22 protein-coding genes are annotated in these 16,136 nt (G+C 43.1%); 15 read left to right on the top strand and 7 right to left on the bottom strand.

The window, feature by feature from the left end:
- Positions 1-3 precede the first annotated feature (3 nt).
- From ACN0VI_RS02455 to ACN0VI_RS02445, 3 genes are all read right to left on the bottom strand, one after another.
- A complete protein-coding gene (locus ACN0VI_RS02455; RefSeq protein ID WP_331891840.1) occupies positions 4-1,779 on the bottom strand; it encodes an SLC13 family permease in 1,776 nt (591 codons plus the stop codon).
- A 129-nt stretch (positions 1,780-1,908) separates the two neighbouring features.
- Positions 1,909-2,841 (bottom strand): EamA family transporter RarD, encoded by a 933-nt coding sequence (gene rarD / locus ACN0VI_RS02450; RefSeq protein WP_417445661.1) that lies wholly within the window; start codon positions 2,839-2,841, stop codon positions 1,909-1,911.
- Between the two features lie 32 nt (positions 2,842-2,873).
- Complete coding sequence (locus tag ACN0VI_RS02445) at positions 2,874-3,335, bottom strand: thioesterase family protein (protein ID WP_331891838.1); 462 nt, start codon at positions 3,333-3,335, stop codon at positions 2,874-2,876.
- Positions 3,336-3,541: 206 nt separating this feature from the next.
- Here ACN0VI_RS02445 and ACN0VI_RS02440 point away from each other — a divergent pair, with 206 nt between their 5' ends.
- The 3 genes from ACN0VI_RS02440 (at position 3,542) to queG (ending at position 5,572) form a co-directional block, all read left to right on the top strand.
- Entirely contained in the window at positions 3,542-3,982 is a 441-nt protein-coding gene (locus ACN0VI_RS02440; protein ID WP_331891837.1) for a c-type cytochrome, read from the top strand.
- An 86-nt stretch (positions 3,983-4,068) separates the two neighbouring features.
- Positions 4,069-4,383, top strand: a complete 315-nt coding sequence (locus ACN0VI_RS02435; RefSeq protein ID WP_417445660.1) for a c-type cytochrome — start codon at positions 4,069-4,071, stop codon at positions 4,381-4,383.
- Positions 4,384-4,423: 40 nt separating this feature from the next.
- Positions 4,424-5,572 carry a tRNA epoxyqueuosine(34) reductase QueG gene (gene queG / locus ACN0VI_RS02430; RefSeq protein WP_417445659.1) on the top strand — a complete coding sequence of 383 codons (1,149 nt, stop codon included), beginning with the start codon at positions 4,424-4,426 and terminating at the stop codon, positions 5,570-5,572.
- Between the two features lie 309 nt (positions 5,573-5,881).
- On the opposite strand, the gene ACN0VI_RS02425 is transcribed toward queG, so the two are convergent.
- From ACN0VI_RS02425 to ACN0VI_RS02415, 3 genes are all read right to left on the bottom strand, one after another.
- Positions 5,882-6,229 (bottom strand): PDZ domain-containing protein, encoded by a 348-nt coding sequence (locus tag ACN0VI_RS02425; protein ID WP_417445658.1) that lies wholly within the window; start codon positions 6,227-6,229, stop codon positions 5,882-5,884.
- A 90-nt stretch (positions 6,230-6,319) separates the two neighbouring features.
- Positions 6,320-6,688 carry an STAS/SEC14 domain-containing protein gene (locus ACN0VI_RS02420; protein ID WP_417445657.1) on the bottom strand — a complete coding sequence of 123 codons (369 nt, stop codon included), beginning with the start codon at positions 6,686-6,688 and terminating at the stop codon, positions 6,320-6,322.
- 33 nt (positions 6,689-6,721) lie between these two features.
- The gene (locus tag ACN0VI_RS02415; RefSeq protein WP_417445656.1) at positions 6,722-7,090 is read right to left on the bottom strand and encodes a VOC family protein; all 369 of its coding nucleotides are present in this window, start codon (positions 7,088-7,090) and stop codon (positions 6,722-6,724) included.
- Positions 7,091-7,511: 421 nt separating this feature from the next.
- On the opposite strand from ACN0VI_RS02415, the gene ACN0VI_RS02410 reads away from it, so the two are divergent.
- The 9 genes from ACN0VI_RS02410 to ACN0VI_RS02370 all read left to right on the top strand — a co-directional run bounded on the left by ACN0VI_RS02410 (position 7,512) and on the right by ACN0VI_RS02370 (position 13,899).
- Positions 7,512-8,060, top strand: coding sequence for a hypothetical protein (locus tag ACN0VI_RS02410; RefSeq protein WP_417445655.1), 549 nt, complete (start codon positions 7,512-7,514; stop codon positions 8,058-8,060).
- A 3-nt stretch (positions 8,061-8,063) separates the two neighbouring features.
- Positions 8,064-8,702 carry a hypothetical protein gene (locus ACN0VI_RS02405; RefSeq protein ID WP_417445654.1) on the top strand — a complete coding sequence of 213 codons (639 nt, stop codon included), beginning with the start codon at positions 8,064-8,066 and terminating at the stop codon, positions 8,700-8,702.
- A gap of 163 nt (positions 8,703-8,865) precedes the next feature.
- Complete coding sequence (locus ACN0VI_RS02400; protein WP_417445653.1) at positions 8,866-9,840, top strand: Acg family FMN-binding oxidoreductase; 975 nt, start codon at positions 8,866-8,868, stop codon at positions 9,838-9,840.
- Between the two features lie 15 nt (positions 9,841-9,855).
- Positions 9,856-10,671, top strand: a complete 816-nt coding sequence (locus ACN0VI_RS02395) for a CPBP family intramembrane glutamic endopeptidase (RefSeq protein WP_417445652.1) — start codon at positions 9,856-9,858, stop codon at positions 10,669-10,671.
- Positions 10,672-10,761: 90 nt separating this feature from the next.
- Entirely contained in the window at positions 10,762-11,304 is a 543-nt protein-coding gene (locus ACN0VI_RS02390; protein ID WP_331890577.1) for a VF530 family DNA-binding protein, read from the top strand.
- A 63-nt stretch (positions 11,305-11,367) separates the two neighbouring features.
- Positions 11,368-12,060, top strand: coding sequence for an aspartate/glutamate racemase family protein (locus tag ACN0VI_RS02385; protein ID WP_417446560.1), 693 nt, complete (start codon positions 11,368-11,370; stop codon positions 12,058-12,060).
- A 106-nt stretch (positions 12,061-12,166) separates the two neighbouring features.
- Entirely contained in the window at positions 12,167-12,784 is a 618-nt protein-coding gene (locus tag ACN0VI_RS02380; RefSeq protein ID WP_417445651.1) for a LysE family translocator, read from the top strand.
- A gap of 207 nt (positions 12,785-12,991) precedes the next feature.
- Positions 12,992-13,513, top strand: coding sequence for a TerB family tellurite resistance protein (locus tag ACN0VI_RS02375; protein WP_417445650.1), 522 nt, complete (start codon positions 12,992-12,994; stop codon positions 13,511-13,513).
- 155 nt (positions 13,514-13,668) lie between these two features.
- The gene (locus ACN0VI_RS02370; RefSeq protein WP_417445649.1) at positions 13,669-13,899 is read left to right on the top strand and encodes a hypothetical protein; all 231 of its coding nucleotides are present in this window, start codon (positions 13,669-13,671) and stop codon (positions 13,897-13,899) included.
- A 12-nt stretch (positions 13,900-13,911) separates the two neighbouring features.
- On the opposite strand, the gene ACN0VI_RS02365 is transcribed toward ACN0VI_RS02370, so the two are convergent.
- The gene (locus ACN0VI_RS02365; protein ID WP_417445648.1) at positions 13,912-14,556 is read right to left on the bottom strand and encodes a penicillin-insensitive murein endopeptidase; all 645 of its coding nucleotides are present in this window, start codon (positions 14,554-14,556) and stop codon (positions 13,912-13,914) included.
- Positions 14,557-14,706: 150 nt separating this feature from the next.
- Here ACN0VI_RS02365 and ACN0VI_RS02360 point away from each other — a divergent pair, with 150 nt between their 5' ends.
- From ACN0VI_RS02360 to ACN0VI_RS02350, 3 genes are read left to right on the top strand one after another with little or no spacing between them, the layout of a single operon-like run.
- On the top strand, positions 14,707-14,979 hold the full coding sequence (locus ACN0VI_RS02360; protein WP_417445647.1) for a hypothetical protein: 273 nt from the start codon (positions 14,707-14,709) through the stop codon (positions 14,977-14,979).
- On the top strand, positions 14,972-15,610 hold the full coding sequence (locus ACN0VI_RS02355; RefSeq protein ID WP_417445646.1) for a glutathione S-transferase family protein: 639 nt from the start codon (positions 14,972-14,974) through the stop codon (positions 15,608-15,610). The genes ACN0VI_RS02360 and ACN0VI_RS02355 overlap by 8 nt, the downstream gene beginning before the upstream one ends.
- Positions 15,611-15,621: 11 nt before the next feature.
- Entirely contained in the window at positions 15,622-15,951 is a 330-nt protein-coding gene (locus ACN0VI_RS02350; RefSeq protein ID WP_417445645.1) for a hypothetical protein, read from the top strand.
- Positions 15,952-16,136 lie beyond the last annotated feature (185 nt).

Raw genomic sequence — 16,136 nt, 5'->3', positions numbered from 1 at the left:
ATCTTAGAAAGGAAAAAATAGTGGGATGACCACAGTCGCTAACAAGGCAAAAATAATGTTCAGCGGAATACCAATTTTCAGGAAGTCTTTAAATTTATAGCCACCCGCACCATACACGAAGGTGTTGGTCTGGTAGCCAATTGGCGTTGCAAAGCTGGCGCTTGCAGCAAACATTACCGCCATAATAAAGGGTCTTGGATCAAGTCCCAACTGCTCAGCCAGCGCGATAACCAGAGGGCCAATTAAAACCGCTACTGCGTTATTACTGATCATTTCTGTCAATAGTGAAGTCAAAACATATACCGTAAATAGTAACCCCACTGGGCCGATACCATCGGTTATACCAACCACTCCATTAACCAACAACTCAGCAGCACCTGTTTTTTCCATGCCTAGACTGAGGCCCAACATGCCAAAAATCAAAAACAGAATACGCCAGTCAATCGCATCAAAAGCCTCATCAGGATCCACACAACGCGTCACCATAACAATAGTTGCACCAATAATGGCCAACCCCGCGATGGGTAAAACTTTCATTGCAGCAAGCACCATAATTCCAATAATAGTAATGAAAGCGATAGGAGCCTTGCTGCGTCGGATAGGCCTGTCTTGCGGCTCGGTTAAGTTGATAATGTTGCCGTCTTCCAGCAAACGCTTGATCCCCTCCGCAGGCCCCTCAATCAAAAGGGTATCACCAAATTTTAATTTGATACTTTCAAAATTCTCATTCAAATTTTCATCATTTCGGTGAATTGCAATCACATAGACCCCGTATTTTCGCGCCAGGCCTAAATCAACCAATCGGCGTCCGAGTAATCGAGACTTTTCGTTGATACTGGCCTCCATCAACAAAGACTCACTGGCAGTCACTGGTTCAAATCCCTGCGGCAATGATGAACTAAACTCAACCTGACCATCTTCTTTCAAACTCAACAACTCGCTGGCATCGGTTTTCAAAATGAAACGATCACCGCCCTTAATTTTCAGATCATTCATTCTTCGCCTGACCGATATATTTCTACGTACCATATCGATAACCCTTGCCCCTTGAACTGGCAAGGAAAAGTCTTCTACAGGTTTGCCAATATGGTCCGAATCTGCCGGAATCAGAATTTCAGCAATAAACTTTCGCTCGGGCTGACTACCAACAATATTAGCAAGAGAGTATCGGTCGGGTAATAGAAATCGGCTTACCAGCATCATATAGGTGAAGCCGACCACCACAAAAAATAGAGCCGGGAGAGTCATTTCGAACATACCAATTTCTGGCTGCCCGTGTTCTGTTGCCACAGTACTCATCAAGATATTGGTCGAGGTTCCGACTAACGTCAGGGTACCGCCAAAAATGGAGGCGAAGGATAAAGGAATGAGCAATTTAGAAGGCGCCATATTGATACTGGCTGCGAGCGAAATCACCACCGGTGTCAGCATGATAACAATCGGCGTATTATTCATGAATGCTGATGAAATCATGCTGAAAAACATGATCACCAATAAGGAACGAAGATAGGAGCCTTTTGCGCTACGTTTGAGGATATTGCTGATGATCTGCAAGACCCCGGTGCGCTCTAACGAAGCACTGATGATAAACATCATGGCAATAGTCATCGGCGCACTACTGCTAAATACCGACAGGAACTCGCCAGTATCCAGAATTCCCACCACCATCAAGATGGCTGATGAGGCCAAGGCTATAACTTCTGGGGGATATTTCTCCCAGATAAAAGCGATAAACACCGCCAGAACTAGCGCAAAAATGAACATGACTTCAAGGGTCATACAAACTCCGTTTGTACTATTAATGAATGAGCAGCCTGCTCAATCTATCATAATTCCCTCTGTTTCCAATATGATTCTCTTCAACCGCTTAGTACAAAAAGATACCCGGTTTTTCGCTAATCTTTCTACTCACTTTTCTTTCAGTTCGTTTTCTACCAGCCTTGCTGCCGCTTTTCTATCCAGTCTTTTTCGGTTCTGCTGTCGCACAACACCGATGGTATACACGATTAAGCCTGCCCAGATCAGAGCGAAAGTGATCAATAAGTCAGTATTGAAATGTTCTTTGAATACAAACACCGCCAACAAGAAAGTAAGTGATGGAGCAAGGTATTGCATAAAACCAATGGTGTTTAGCGGTAACAATCTGGCGCCAGCGGAAAACAAAGCCAATGGTACGGTCGTAATAATACCGCCAGCCAGCAACAGCCAGTCAATGGAAACTGAAGTATGTAGGAATGCACCGGTTTCGGTGTACCACAAATAAAGTATGTAACCAGCGGTAATCGGCAACACGATCAATGTTTCAACCAACAAACCCTGTAGTGGCCCAATATTGACCTGCTTACGTAATAAACCATATAAACCAAATGAAAAAGCCAGCCATAAGGAAATCCAGGGCAGGCTTCCTAACGAGATAATTCGATAAACTACACCTAAGGTCGCTAAAATTAATGCAATCTTGCTCCAAGTTGTTAGCTTTTCCTTTAAAAAGGCAATGCCCAACGCAACGCTGAATAAAGGATTAATAAAGTAGCCAAGACTGGTTTCCAGCACCCGCTCATTAGTCACCGCCCAGGTAAAAGCCAACCAGTTTCCGGAGATTAAAATTGAAGTGATGATAAGAATGGAGATGGTCTTCTTATCTTGCAGGATATTTTTGGGGAAAGGACGCTTAATCGCCCACATGATCAGCAAGACCACCGGCACTGACCAGGCAACTCGGTGAGCCAGTATTTCTAATGCGGAAACCCCTTCCAGCGCCTTAAAGTAAATGGGCGCTAAGCCCCAGATAACAAAGGCCAGAATGCCGTAAATGTATCCTGCGCGATTAATATTTTGCATGCTTACACTCTTGTCTTTTCAATATAAGGGGATTAACCAACCATATAGGTGCCGGTCGCCACCGCAATTAAAGAACCCTGATTGTTTTCCAGCTCCATACGCACCACCGCCACTTTACGGCCCGCCCGTAACAGCTGGGCTTTGGCAAAAAACTGCTCGCCTTTGCCTGGGCGCAAATAATCTACACGAATATCAATCGTGCTAAGTTTGGACAGTTTGGTTTTCAGCTGAGGTAAATGGGTTGCAGGATTATCGTTCAGAATCCCCACTGCGGCCATGGTGCCACCAACCATATCCAGCGCCGAAGAAATGACTCCGCCATGGAGAATACCATGAAAGTAATTACCTACTAACTCGGGTTTCATATCAAACTTGATAACACATTCCTTATCGCCAACACTCTCATATTCGAGGCCGATATGGCGATTGAAGGGTATTTTATTGACCAGAGCCTCGCCAAGCATCTCCAGCGCTGTTCGTTTCAAGAATCCCATGTATCCCCCATCGTAGAGCTTTTGCGCTAGTTTGCCTGATTTACCCCTAAAAACCTATGCTCGTTTGCCGATAATCCCGCCTATTTTTTGCGCTGATAGCATTCTGACTATTTGATCGTCGCTCAATAACCGTTATAATCTGCGCCACGTAAAGCCCTCGACTCATGCCGAGCTGGGCGAACAGGCATATATTAGAGAGAGATGTCATGACCAATTTCAAAAACGTATTAGTTTTTATCGCCAGCTTCACCATCGCCGGTTTTGCTGGAATCGCTACTGCAAAACACATGAGTGATCATAATGTTGAAGAACGCTTGAAGCCTGTTCACAGCGTTTATGTTGAAGGCGATGAAGTGCCACAAGTAGCTAATGCGGCTCCTGCAGCCGCAGGTGGTGGTTCTTCAGAAACGCGCTCTGGCGAGCAAATCTATAACACTTACTGCATGGCTTGCCACACTACTGGCGCTGCAGGAGCACCTAAAATTGGCGCAGCTGCTGACTGGGAAGCTCGTACAGCAAACGGTATGGAAGCTGTTTACTCAAACGCCATTAATGGCTTGAACGCCATGCCACCGAAAGGTACTTGCGCAGACTGTTCTGATGATGAAATCAAAGCAACCGTTGATTACATCTTAGAAAGCAATTAATTAACTTTAAAAAAGCCGGTCAACTTGATCGGCTTTTTTGTGCCTGCAATTTATAGCTCAGCTCAAAAACCTAGACATAACTCGCCATGAAAACTATTTACTTAGCCACACTCAGCCTGTTGACCATCTTGCTTTCCGCCTGTACCCCTGAGCCACAGGAACGCACCGGTGAAAGCATTTATTACCAATCCTGCTTCAGCTGTCATGAGCGCGGCCACGGTGGTGCGCCTATTCGTGGCGATATGGAGCAATGGCTACCGCGACTCGACAAGGGCGATGAAGCCATGATGACCAGCATGGTCGAAGGCTACAAAGGCATGCCCCCCAAAGGTGCCTGCTTCGATTGTAGCGAAGCCGACCTGCAAATGGCCTTAGACTTTATGTTATTGCCGAAGGAATAGCGTTACCATGTCCTCATGGTAATATTCGCAACCACTCGCAATGCCCCTGACCGACCAACAACTCGAACACATTAAGCGAACGGCGGTTGAGCTGGCAAAACAACACGGCTTTCAGGACCTGAGAGTTTCAGATACCGATACCAGCGGCTATTTCGAGCGTTTCAAGCAATGGGTCGATGATGGCTATCATGGCTGTATGTCCTATCTTGAGCGTAATCAGGAGCTGCGCCAGAACCCTGCTGAGTTACACCCCAATACCTGTCGCGTGCTTTCGCTGCGCTTTGATTACCTTAATGACAACGCCAGTTTCACCACGCCACTCAAAGATAAGTCCATCGCCAATATTTCACGTTATGCGTTAGGCCGCGATTATCACAAACTGATGCGCAAGCGATTGCAGCAGGTAATAGAGGCTTTAAAAACCACGCTGAATGATGAACTCGACTTGGATTACCGCGTACTGGTCGATAGCGCACCGGTATTAGAAACCGCTTTCGCTGAGAAATCTGGGCTAGGCTGGAAAGGTAAGCATACTCTAATTATCAATAAAGAAGCTGGCTCCTGGTTCTTTCTTGGCGAAATCTTTATCAACATACCATTGCCAGTGGATGAACCCGGCAAAGATTTGTGTGGCGGCTGCACTTCCTGTATCGCCCTCTGCCCGACCAACGCCATTCTGGATGATCGTAAGATTGATGCCCGTCGTTGCATCTCTTACCTGACCATAGAAAATCAAGAAGCAATACCCGAAGAGCTTCGTCCACTAATGGGCAACCGAATTTATGGCTGCGACGATTGCCAGCTGGCCTGTCCCTGGAATCGTTATTCAGAACAAACCCAGATCGACGATTTTTCACCACGACATGATCTGCACAAAATTTCGCTGGCCACCCTTTGGAACTGGGACGAACAAACTTTCCTTGATAATTTCCAGGGCAGTCCGATTCGACGAATCGGCTATCAAAACTGGCTGCGTAACCTCGCAGTCGCTATCGGCAACTCGCAGCAACGGTCAATGATTAGCGCTCTAAAAGAAAAGTACCAAGAAGCCAACGACATGGTTAAAGAACATATTGACTGGGCCATCGACCAACTCAGCAACCCTGACAAAAGCGACACCAGTGCGATTGATAAAAAGACTCAAAAACTGATTAACTGCGTCACAGTTATGCTTCCAAGAGATGCGTGATTTTATTGGTTTATTATATTGTTAATAAAACCAGTAATACTATGGAGTCACCATGAAAATCACTGTAACCACCACCATCAATGCTGATCTCGATACTGTATGGGATTGCTGAAACAAACCGACCAGGGCGTCATGGTGACGAAAATTTTTTAATGCAGAAGAGCAACACGAGCCCTAATTCCAAAAGCAAGGCTGGAAGAGTATTCTAGATAACTTCGCGAGATATGTAGAAAGTAAGTCATAATTACAATCAGCAGAAACTAAAAAGCCCTGCATCTTTGCAGGGCTTTGCATTCTCGCCTACAGCGACTACTTCGGCTCACCCACTATGATAACAATATCCTTTTCTTCACCCTCTTTAGTCTTAATTTTCAAATGAAGCTCTTCGCCCGCTTTTTTGTCCATATGATCTTGAGCATCATCGGTATCACATCCCGGAATAGCACAATCTTCAATAGCCAGAACCATATCGCCTGCTGATAAACCTGCTTTTTCAGCGGGAGAGTCGGCATGCACTTCTTCTATCTCAAACGAAGTGAGTTCTGGGTTAAAGAATCCATCAACTCCAACTTTGGCGGAAAATCCGATGGAACCTTTTTCTTCAGCATATCCGGTAGAGGCCGCGCATAACATTAGGCCTAGTAATATTTTTTTCATCTTTCTGTGTTCCTTCTTTATTAATGGTCAGAATAGTATCGACTCTACAAGACTTAAATAATTCCGTTAACCGTAAAACTGTTAGCTAACTTACTCACCAAACAAAATCCAGCGCCTTGCTGCTTCAAACTCATCAAAAGTAAAGTGTCTGAGCTGTGCGTTGATAAAGTGATTGCCGATTGATTGGGCAAAGGATCCCACTGGGGAATCGGTAACGAAAGCGATTCGTTTAACGCTCTTATGATGCTCGCGAACAAAGCGAAGATGCGAAACCAATGCCGCAAATGAGGCCCAGCCCGGGAATGAACGCGTATGAACGATAAGTCCTTTTAAAGAGCCGTTTTTTTCAATCACCGGATCGATTAACTGAGCCGCTAATCTAAAATCGTTATCCGTTAAAGCACCATCCGGCTCCAAAATGACTAATGCGTGATCCGCATCTATTTTAACCTTAAGCATATCCGTATCTCCTTGCTAATGATTTACCCCATATTAATCCGAATTTGTCACTAAGTGAATAATGTTGGCGGGGCTTGAAATCCAGAATCCTTCAAACCCATCGGGTAACGGCTCAATTTCATCGCAACGGACAACCTCGTTGGCCTGCAAATATTCAGCCGCACCATCCATATCATCGGTGGTTACTTCTAACCAGATTTCCGTCTGGCTGACAGTAGTCACCCGATCAATCCACAACACCTTATCGCCAAACTTAAAACGGATGGTATTAGAATCTTCATCATTATCTAACGGAATCAACTCGAACCCCAGTACATCACGATAAAACGCCACCGTTTGATCATACTCGTGGGCCGGCACTTTCATTGCCATGTTGCGTCCAGGCTTGAACACAGGTTTCATACATCCTCCTTGAAAAAGACCATGATTGTTTAGTTATATACAATACCATTATCAAACAAAAGCGGTGCAGCGATCATGAAATCAGTACCACATTTTGTCTTAAATACACCCGATATACCCAATCTGGGTTTATCTAAGTCCCAAGATAACTCTAAAAACGACACTTGTATCAAAAGTCCAATGATAATAAAGTCTTAGAAATTTATTCGTATAATAAAACTTTAGGCACACTAGAATAGGTAAATAAATCCCAAAGAGCGGAATCCGCCACTCAAGTTGCTTTTAGGCGATTCCGATTTAGCTGACAATAATAATGGTTTTGGACATACACATGATTTATTAGCTGATATATTTAAGCTACTTGCTTTAGCAATAACTTAGGCTTCGATGCATCAATCAATAAAATTTTACTGAGGATACAATGAGCAAAAAATTAAGCGAAGAATTAAAAGATGTAGAAGATTTAGATCTAGATAAACCCTCTTTCGAAGAGCTCTGTAAGCAAAATCACCCCAAGCAATGGAAAGTAACCACGCTTCTAATGTGGTTAATCTTTTTTGCTTTTGTTTCGGTTTCAGTCTTTAACTATTACACCAATGCCAATCAAGCCCGCTCTATTCTGGCTAACAATGATGAAGTTGTTGCTGAGGTTGTTGATTCGATTCAAATTCTAGAAGATGGCAAATATACCGATTACTCCGTCGATTTAGTGTTAATGGTCGATGGCACTACGCAACAGCTTAACCTTGAGATACCGGAAGATATTTATGAAGAAAACTACCAAGGCGCAACAGAGTTAAAGATTATCTATGTTAGCCCGCAACAATATAATCTAAAAAGCTATTACGAACGCAAATCTAATATGTTTTCCAATTGGTTCGGTATACTGTTTGGTTACCTTATCGTCTTTGTTTTGCTCTTCATTGGTCGCCATTACCTTCTTAAACTACTGTGTGGTAAGCAAGAGTAGCCTATGGACGACCCTGCACAACTTACTCCAGCACAAGGCTTCAGCATGTATAAATTTATTCTTGTATTATTGGCTGTGGTCATTGGCTGGAAGTTGCTTAACTATTCGAGCGAGGTTTCATACGGCCCCGGTGTCATGGCACCTGATGAGCCGCAACAGGAAGCATTGGATCCGCCCGTTAGTTTTAAGCTTGATCAATTCACGGTTACCAAAGTTGCTAATTTTCGTATTAAAGCCAAAGTACTGTCTAAGGAAGGTTACCATTTTGGCCGCGAAGCGAATCTGTCTCCGGTGGATTTAGCATTAGGTTGGGGCAAGATGTCTGATGAAAGTATCATTGAACAAATCCAGATTTCACAGTCGGGGCGATTTTATCGCTGGCGCGTGGATTCCTTTCCGATACCTAGGCGCGAAATCGAAACCCAAAGTGCAAATATGCATCTGATTCCTGCTAACGAAAATGTGGCCAATGCTATTGATGATGTTCGAAAGGGCGACATTATCGAATTATCAGGCAATTTGGTGAACGCAGTTTCGGATGAAAATGGTTGGCGTTGGACTACTTCGCTAACTCGTAACGATACTGGGAATGGAGCCTGCGAGTTGATTTGGGTGGAAAGTTTTCGGGTGCTGACTCTATAATTGGGATTTGCTTACTGTATTTCTTATGAGTATGGCAGCCCTAAGATATCTAATAGGAGTTAATAGGGTGTGAGCAATTTTGTAATAATTGACTTTTACCCTTATTCAAAGTGAAACTACCAGTACGACCCAATAGGAACTATTAATCTAGGCAGAGTTTGGGATGAAGTCAGGGAGTTTTGAAGTTACAGAAGACCATATTATATCGCTATTGAGTTATGCTGTTCTAGCACCCTCCAGTCACAATACTCAACCTTGGCGATTTGAGGTATCTGACGGAATAATTTACCTCTTTGCTGATAGATCTCGGTCACTGCCTGTTAATGATCCCAATGATAGAGAATTAACCATCAGTTGCGGTTGTGCTTTAATGAATTTACGTGTTGCTGCTGCACATCATGGCATTGGTCTAGATATCGCGCTTTTTCCCGATGCCGACAACCTTGACCTGCTAGCTACAATCCGTGTCGACACAGCAGAGCTTGCCTCCACCAACTTGAGTCATTTATTCAGCTCTATAAAAACTCGTCGCACTTACCGAAAGCACTTTTCCTCAAACAAATTACCGCCTTCAATACTCGAAACTTTGTCTGCTACGGCTTCGGATGAAAACTGTTGGCTTGATATCATAGAGTCAAGTGACACTCGTCAGCAGATATCACAACTTGTTTTTGATGGCAATATAATACAGTGGGCTAACTCAGATTGGCGTCGAGAGCTTGCTGCCTGGATGCACTCCCTCCATCAGGGAGATGGGCTCACTGTACCTGCATTAATTGCTCCAGTGGCTAAAATTGTTGTGCGTACTCTTAATATGGGTAACAGTGTCGGTGCTAAGGATAAGCAATTGTCGATTGACTCTCCTATGCTTGCGATTCTTGGTTCAGAAGGAGACAAAATGGATAACTGGCTGACAACCGGTCAAGCTTTGCAAAAAGTTTTATTAATGGCTCAATCATTTGGATTGCAGGCTTCTTATTTGAATCAGCCCATCCAAGTTTCTTCGCTGCGACCACAACTACAAGAACTGTTGCAACAAACTGGATTTCCACAAATTCTACTGCGACTAGGGTTTCCTGAAGCTGAAGTCAAAGCCGCACCGCGTCGTGCACTTAAAGAAGTAATAGATTTTAAGTAATAAGCATTAACACAAATGAAAGCAAACCTTAAAAGCTGGATTCAAAAGCATCCTATTATTGCTTTTCCGATAGTCTATCTCGGCTGGGCTTATTTGTTCTGGAGCCCCATATTTTATTCTGATGAGTCGGTTTGGGCCTACCCCAATATCATCTGGTTTCTACTGGGCGGTGCCAGTCCAGTCATTGCTGGGCTCAGCCTGACAGCCCTCAGTGGTGGAAAAGCACAGCTGCTTGATCTCATTCATCGCTTATTCGACTGGCGCCGCATATCAACCAGCTGGTGGCTGCTCATTCTTGTATTTTGGCTAGCTTTTGATCTGCTTATGGCTTTTTTTGCCATTATGCTCGGCATCACAGACACCCCCGTAAATGTTCACTGGTCACTCTTCATAGAACCTCAACAATTACTGTTTCTAATACTTTTGTCGTTTGTGTTCCCAGCAATTGAAGAGATGGGATTACGCGGTTTTTATCTTGATGTCTTACAACAACGATTCAGTACCACCATTGCAGCATTGATAAATGGACTAGTTTGGGCTATCTGGCATGCAGCTTTTGTCTATTTCCCCGGCTACTATGCCAACACCACCTTTCATCCTGAACTCTATTGGTGGCTACCAATGATAATCTGCCATACATTGATGATCGCCCATGTTTATAACTCAACACATCGCAGTATTCTGGCAGTTCTGATTTTCCACGCCATGATGAATTTTACTGGAGAATGGCTTCGTATTTCACCAGATATGTATCCGTTTATGCTTTACGGTAATCTGTTACTCGCATTTCTTCTGATACTGTTTTGGAATTCAAAGGTTTTGAAACACTAAACTTCATCTTATTTCTGTGTATAAGTTGTTTTAGTTTCTCTCACCTCAGCTATAATGAGTTATTGTTGCTCGTTTTTGCTGGATACTCGTATGACCGAAGAAATAAATTACAAGAATAACCCTTTAAATGGTGTCGGTTTAAAAGCCTTGGTCACTGAATTAGTCGATCATTATGGTTTTGAAATCCTCTACGCTTATTTAAACATCAACTGCTTTAAGACCAATCCAAGCGTCGCATCCAGTGTTAAATTTCTTAAAAACACGACATGGGCGCGAGAAAAAGTTGAAGCCTTTTATTTGTATCAATTTAAAAGGATGCCTCAAGCACCTTCCGATCAGTTACATATTCCTCCTAGAGACCGGATCATTCCAGACGATCAAAAACCAGGAGAACCTGCCGAATTAAGCTTGGAAGATGCTGAGCAACTACACGAAAAGCGTGCTAAAAGAGCCGCTGACTATGATAAGAGTGGCGGTCATCGTTATAAGCACAATAAAGGTTCAGGCGCTCCACGAGGACAATACTCAAATAGGAAAGATAATCAGCGCCCTGACAGCTCTCGCTCTAGTAAAAGCTCAGCTAAGAACAGTAATGACCCTTGGGGGCAATGGAAGAATAAATCTGAGGATTAGGTTTGCTTTGATGGTTAATTTGGAATTAAATAATCAGCACATTCAGGCTGTATCATGAATAGCATGAAAACCATTGGACTAATTGGTGGCATGAGCTGGGAAAGCACAATCGGCTACTATAGAGAAATTAATCAACGAGTAAAAAAAGTCCTTGGAGGACTCCACTCTGCAAAGATAGTCCTGCATAGCGTTGATTTTGATCCGATTGAAAAATTACAGCACAGTGGTAACTGGGCTGGTACCGCGGATATACTTATTGAAGCTGCAAAAAGTGTCGAGTCTGCAGGTGCCGACTTTATTCTAATCTGCACCAACACCATGCACAAAGTCGCTGCTGACATTGAACAGAACATCAATATTCCTCTTCTTCATATTGCTGATGCCACTGCTGAGGCGTTGGTGAAAGACCGCATCAAAAAGGTTGGCCTTTTAGGTACTGCATTTACCATGGAACAGGACTTTTATAAACAGCGCTTAATTGAAACCTATGGTCTAGAGGTCGTCATCCCCAATAAAGCCGATCGGCAGCTGGTGCATAACACTATCTATAACGAACTTTGTCTCGGCAACATTCAAGATGCATCTCGACAAGAGTACCTTCGTATCATTAAAGAACTAACAAAATCTGGGGCAGAAGCAATCATTCTTGGCTGCACTGAAATAGGTATGTTAATCAACCAGCAGCACACCGATGTACCTATTTATGATACAACTGCCATCCATGCAGCAAAAGCCGTCGAGTGGGCAATTGGATAAGTATTGAAAGGAGTTCTTTATTATTTTGTGCCATTTTTGGACATGCACAAACTTCACTTTATAATCCAGTAATTCTAGTTGTCGCTTTAAGCCTAAGGAGTATCAATTGAGCATCGAAATTTGGATTTCATTTATTGCTGCGGCAATGGTTTTATGTTTTACACCAGGCCCGACGGTTTTTCTCGTTATCGGCCAGGCGCTCAGCCACGGTAAAAAATCGGCTATCCCTTTGGTAACAGGCGTTTTAACAGGCGATCTGATTGCAATGAGTCTGTCGCTGGCTGGTGTCGGAGCATTGCTTTCTGCCTCTGCCGCTTTGTTCAATGCTGTTAAATGGCTGGGAGCTGCCTACTTAATTTATCTTGGCATTAAATCATGGAAAGCGAGGGCCACCATCAGCTCTCAAGTGGATATCAAACCAATGGCAAGCCGTTCGTTGTATCGCGATTCGTTGATTGTGACCGCATTAAACCCCAAGGGAATCATATTTTTTATGGCCTTTTTCCCTCTTTTTATCGCACCGGACAAAGCCGTCTTACCACAGATGATCATCCTTGCGTTTTCCTTCCTGCTGGTTTCTGGCGCGAGTGCTTTATTTTATGCGCTTTCCTCAGGGTATTTACGCCACAAAGTTCACTCAGCCCATTTCCAGAACGGATTTAATAAGGTGAGCGGCGGCATGCTCGTTGGTGCTGGATTCGTCACTGCCTCAGTTCAAAAATAAGTATTAACCAAAGCAAGGACACTTATGTATCATTGTGGTTGCCTATGCGGCATAGGTCACATTAGAAATGAAAGCCAATCATTTGCAAAGATGGTGCTTCACCCTGATAGTTACGAGTCGATGGCAACAGAAATAGACTGGGAAGCGCACGATGAAAATACATAACTATGGTATTAAGTGCCTCATTAAAATAACGAAGGAGATACTGTGCACATCATTATTGGATTATTAACCGCGTTGGGGACGTTACTCTACGTCATGGAACGAATGAGGATTGATATCGGTTGGCTCAACCCATGGGCGTGGAAACGTCGTCGTGCATGGTCGAAAATGGCTACTGGCAATCCGGTCTATGGTCTTGATAAACCTATCGACGCTATTGCATTAATTGCCACAGCTGCCGCGAAAATTGATGGCGACCTTTCCATCGAAGAGAAGGAGGCGCTTAAGAATATTTTCAGAAATACATTTAACCAATCCGAACAAGAAGCTTCACAACTGTTGGGGTCGAGTGTCTATCTTCTAGGGCCGGGCGAGGATGTGTTTCGCTCACCAGAGAAAGTTCTGCAACGATCACTAGAGAAATTTTCAGTTGAACAAAAAAAATCTTCTATGAAGTTACTGTCGGAAATAATCCATGTCGGCGGTTCGCCCTCTAGCCTACAACAAGAGTTCGTTAATAAAGTGGAGCGTGTAATGAATCCAGATGATGGAAAGAATAGCTGGTAAATTACTTACGGCAATAAGCAGCACTGTAGCCTCGAAGGAGCGATAGTGACTTCAAAGTTTAATTGAACAAACCTTGATCTAGTTTCGCTAATCGAAGCTGCTTTCTGATGATATCAAGTCTTATACACGAATTCATAATTTGTAATAGAATCAATATGGAAAAAAAAGATATTTTTGGTACTTTTGGTAAATGGTTTATTCTCTGCCTTTATTTCGCGTGGATAATAAGTGCCATGACATCACTTGGGGCATTTGTCGGATTACTAATCAATATAGCAATTAATAAAGATGAATTAATTCTTGCAGTTATAATTTCTGCATCAGCAGTAGGGTTTGTAGTAGGCATCCTTGCCGCCGAGCATAGAAGACGCAGTGACTTTTTGTAGTATGATTATCGATTACTTTTCGCAGGGTATATCAAAATCTACGTGGTAATGTTCGTCGTGTCTAACCCATGAACGATTTTTTGATAGTGAAATATTCTCTTTTATGTATTCTGCGTATTGTGTTTCGAATAATCCACTTTGTAGTTCTGGATCAAATATGACTCGCCATAATTTATGGCCTCTCGCTTTTGCCGCTTTGTCCAATGCAACGATGTGAGCGGCTAGTGCTTCGTAATCAATTGTCAGACCTTCAAACTGGTTGTTCTTATCAAACTCAATGTCGTATCCGAAGCGATTGGCAGGATTAGTCGGCAAATGCACTGATTCACCTTTTCCATTAATGACTGGCGTCATAAAATCAACTGACAATCCATTCCTGTGAGTTTTATGGGGCTTAAATTGACCGCCCTTTTCCCATCCAGTTTCTGCATACTTATACACTTTATCTGTTTGTTCTTTTTCCAACTGCTTGTAGGCGTCAATAACGATCTGCTTTACTTCAGAATGCACAAAAGTTCGCCCGACTAAATGAGCTATATCGCTATAGCCAACATAGTTAGGACCCCTTTCAGGTAATTGTACGCCACCCTTTAGCCGTCCATTGGAGCTAGTGCCATAACATGTACTTTCTTTGGCGAAGGCGGAATTGGCTGCCATTCCCACAAGGATTCCTGCAAATATCGAAGTTATTGTTTTACGCATTGTTCTTTTTTAATTTATGGGATGCCTTGTAATATACAGCATCTTGTTGTGATATGCTTTTTTAGCATTCTGTACTCTATATTTACCATTGATGATGGATTATTTATGAAGCTTGTTACAAGAATATTTGCGATTCCCTTAGCAATTCTGGTATTAACTTTTGCCTGGTTATTTATATATGTGTCAACCTTCGGCTCAATTGAGTTACTTCCACTGCAATCACTGCTGGTTAAGCTTTCTCCAGGAATTATTCTTGGTATTTTTTTGGGTTATCGTTTTCCTTCGTTTTTCGCTTGGTTTATATCTGGTGATTTTGAAATCGATATCCAAGAAACTGATATTAAGCTAGAAACAGACAAGGACAGGAAGAATGACTGATATTACTCTTACTACTTTCGATTGGGTTCCTGATATGCCAAGAGGATATGTTCGCGATCTTCGCGTGCGTTGGGCGCTTGAGGAAGCAGGTTTATCTTATAAAGTTGACAGTGTCTCTTTTAGCGATAGGAATGAAGAGCATTTTTCGCGCCAACCTTTTGGACAGGTTCCGTGGTTGACCGATGGTGAGATTAAGATCTTCGAAACTGGTGCTATTTTGCTGCATTTGGCAGAGCGGAGCGAAAAGTTAATGCCCTTCGAGCCTTCAAGTCGCAGTGAGGTTATTCAATGGATATTTGCTGCGCTTAATTCAGTTGAGATGGCAAGCTTACCTTGGTCCTTATACCAATTTTCCGATGACACTACCGACACTCCCGGGCGTAAGCATATAGATAACTTCCTTAATACTCGGTTGAAGCATATGGAATCTGTTTTGGCAGACCGAGAATGGCTTGTTGATTCTTTCTCTGTGGCAGATATTTTAATGGCAGATGTATTGCGTCTGGTGCATCGGTTTGATGGCTTAATCGAATTGCCGAACTGTCGCGACTATGTCGCACGCGCTACAACGCGGACAGCCTTTACAAAGGCATATAATGATCAAATGGCGCATTTCGCGGCTGGGGGTTAGTTGGTAATCTTATGTCTAAAGAGTGGCTTGGCTTAGTAATACCTTTATGGTTACTGCTTTCTATAAGTGGGATCAAAACCATATTGGCAGTGATGAGTAAACCGGATGACGACAAATCTTTCACTAGGTCAATGGGCTGGATAGACAAGGCGTTTGATTATGGAGGGCCACTCATCTTCTATATTCTTGTTATTTCAGTCCCCTTCTTGTATTTAGGCTTTACCTTTGGTTATTTCCAATCTAAAGCTCACACTCGTAGTGAAAAGTGGATTGGACACTCGTTAGGAGGTTTAAATATTATTCTTATTATTGGGCTATATAAACTTTTCTCAGGTCAATAAGATAGGTTTGGCAAAGTCGTACCCTTCCTATAAGAGCAGATCACCTAAAGGTACTTTCTCTGGTCGCACCACGGGCACTCCCTCCCGTCGCCTGACTTTCGTCAGAATAAAAAACCTTTGGCGGCCCCCCATTTAACCTTTTCTTACAATTTACTTGCCTGAACTTTTGCCTATTGCCTTTTGCC

It is taken from the genome of Kangiella sp. (assembly GCF_048265365.1).
Taxonomy (GTDB): Bacteria; Pseudomonadota; Gammaproteobacteria; order Enterobacterales; family Kangiellaceae; genus Kangiella.
This window is presented reverse-complemented; position numbering and strand designations above follow the sequence as displayed.

Coding starts and splice junctions, on each gene's coding strand:
- ACN0VI_RS02455 (WP_331891840.1), bottom strand. CDS start 1,779: ATGACCCTTGAAGTCATGTTCATTTTTGCGCTAGTTCTGGCGGTGTTT.
- rarD (WP_417445661.1), bottom strand. CDS start 2,841: ATGCAAAATATTAATCGCGCAGGATACATTTACGGCATTCTGGCCTTT.
- ACN0VI_RS02445 (WP_331891838.1), bottom strand. CDS start 3,335: ATGGGATTCTTGAAACGAACAGCGCTGGAGATGCTTGGCGAGGCTCTG.
- ACN0VI_RS02440 (WP_331891837.1), top strand. CDS start 3,542: ATGACCAATTTCAAAAACGTATTAGTTTTTATCGCCAGCTTCACCATC.
- ACN0VI_RS02435 (WP_417445660.1), top strand. CDS start 4,069: ATGAAAACTATTTACTTAGCCACACTCAGCCTGTTGACCATCTTGCTT.
- queG (WP_417445659.1), top strand. CDS start 4,424: ATGCCCCTGACCGACCAACAACTCGAACACATTAAGCGAACGGCGGTT.
- ACN0VI_RS02425 (WP_417445658.1), bottom strand. CDS start 6,229: ATGAAAAAAATATTACTAGGCCTAATGTTATGCGCGGCCTCTACCGGA.
- ACN0VI_RS02420 (WP_417445657.1), bottom strand. CDS start 6,688: ATGCTTAAGGTTAAAATAGATGCGGATCACGCATTAGTCATTTTGGAG.
- ACN0VI_RS02415 (WP_417445656.1), bottom strand. CDS start 7,090: ATGAAACCTGTGTTCAAGCCTGGACGCAACATGGCAATGAAAGTGCCG.
- ACN0VI_RS02410 (WP_417445655.1), top strand. CDS start 7,512: ATGAGCAAAAAATTAAGCGAAGAATTAAAAGATGTAGAAGATTTAGAT.
- ACN0VI_RS02405 (WP_417445654.1), top strand. CDS start 8,064: ATGGACGACCCTGCACAACTTACTCCAGCACAAGGCTTCAGCATGTAT.
- ACN0VI_RS02400 (WP_417445653.1), top strand. CDS start 8,866: ATGAAGTCAGGGAGTTTTGAAGTTACAGAAGACCATATTATATCGCTA.
- ACN0VI_RS02395 (WP_417445652.1), top strand. CDS start 9,856: ATGAAAGCAAACCTTAAAAGCTGGATTCAAAAGCATCCTATTATTGCT.
- ACN0VI_RS02390 (WP_331890577.1), top strand. CDS start 10,762: ATGACCGAAGAAATAAATTACAAGAATAACCCTTTAAATGGTGTCGGT.
- ACN0VI_RS02385 (WP_417446560.1), top strand. CDS start 11,368: ATGAAAACCATTGGACTAATTGGTGGCATGAGCTGGGAAAGCACAATC.
- ACN0VI_RS02370 (WP_417445649.1), top strand. CDS start 13,669: ATGGAAAAAAAAGATATTTTTGGTACTTTTGGTAAATGGTTTATTCTC.
- ACN0VI_RS02365 (WP_417445648.1), bottom strand. CDS start 14,556: ATGGCAGCCAATTCCGCCTTCGCCAAAGAAAGTACATGTTATGGCACT.
- ACN0VI_RS02360 (WP_417445647.1), top strand. CDS start 14,707: ATGAAGCTTGTTACAAGAATATTTGCGATTCCCTTAGCAATTCTGGTA.
- ACN0VI_RS02355 (WP_417445646.1), top strand. CDS start 14,972: ATGACTGATATTACTCTTACTACTTTCGATTGGGTTCCTGATATGCCA.
- ACN0VI_RS02350 (WP_417445645.1), top strand. CDS start 15,622: ATGTCTAAAGAGTGGCTTGGCTTAGTAATACCTTTATGGTTACTGCTT.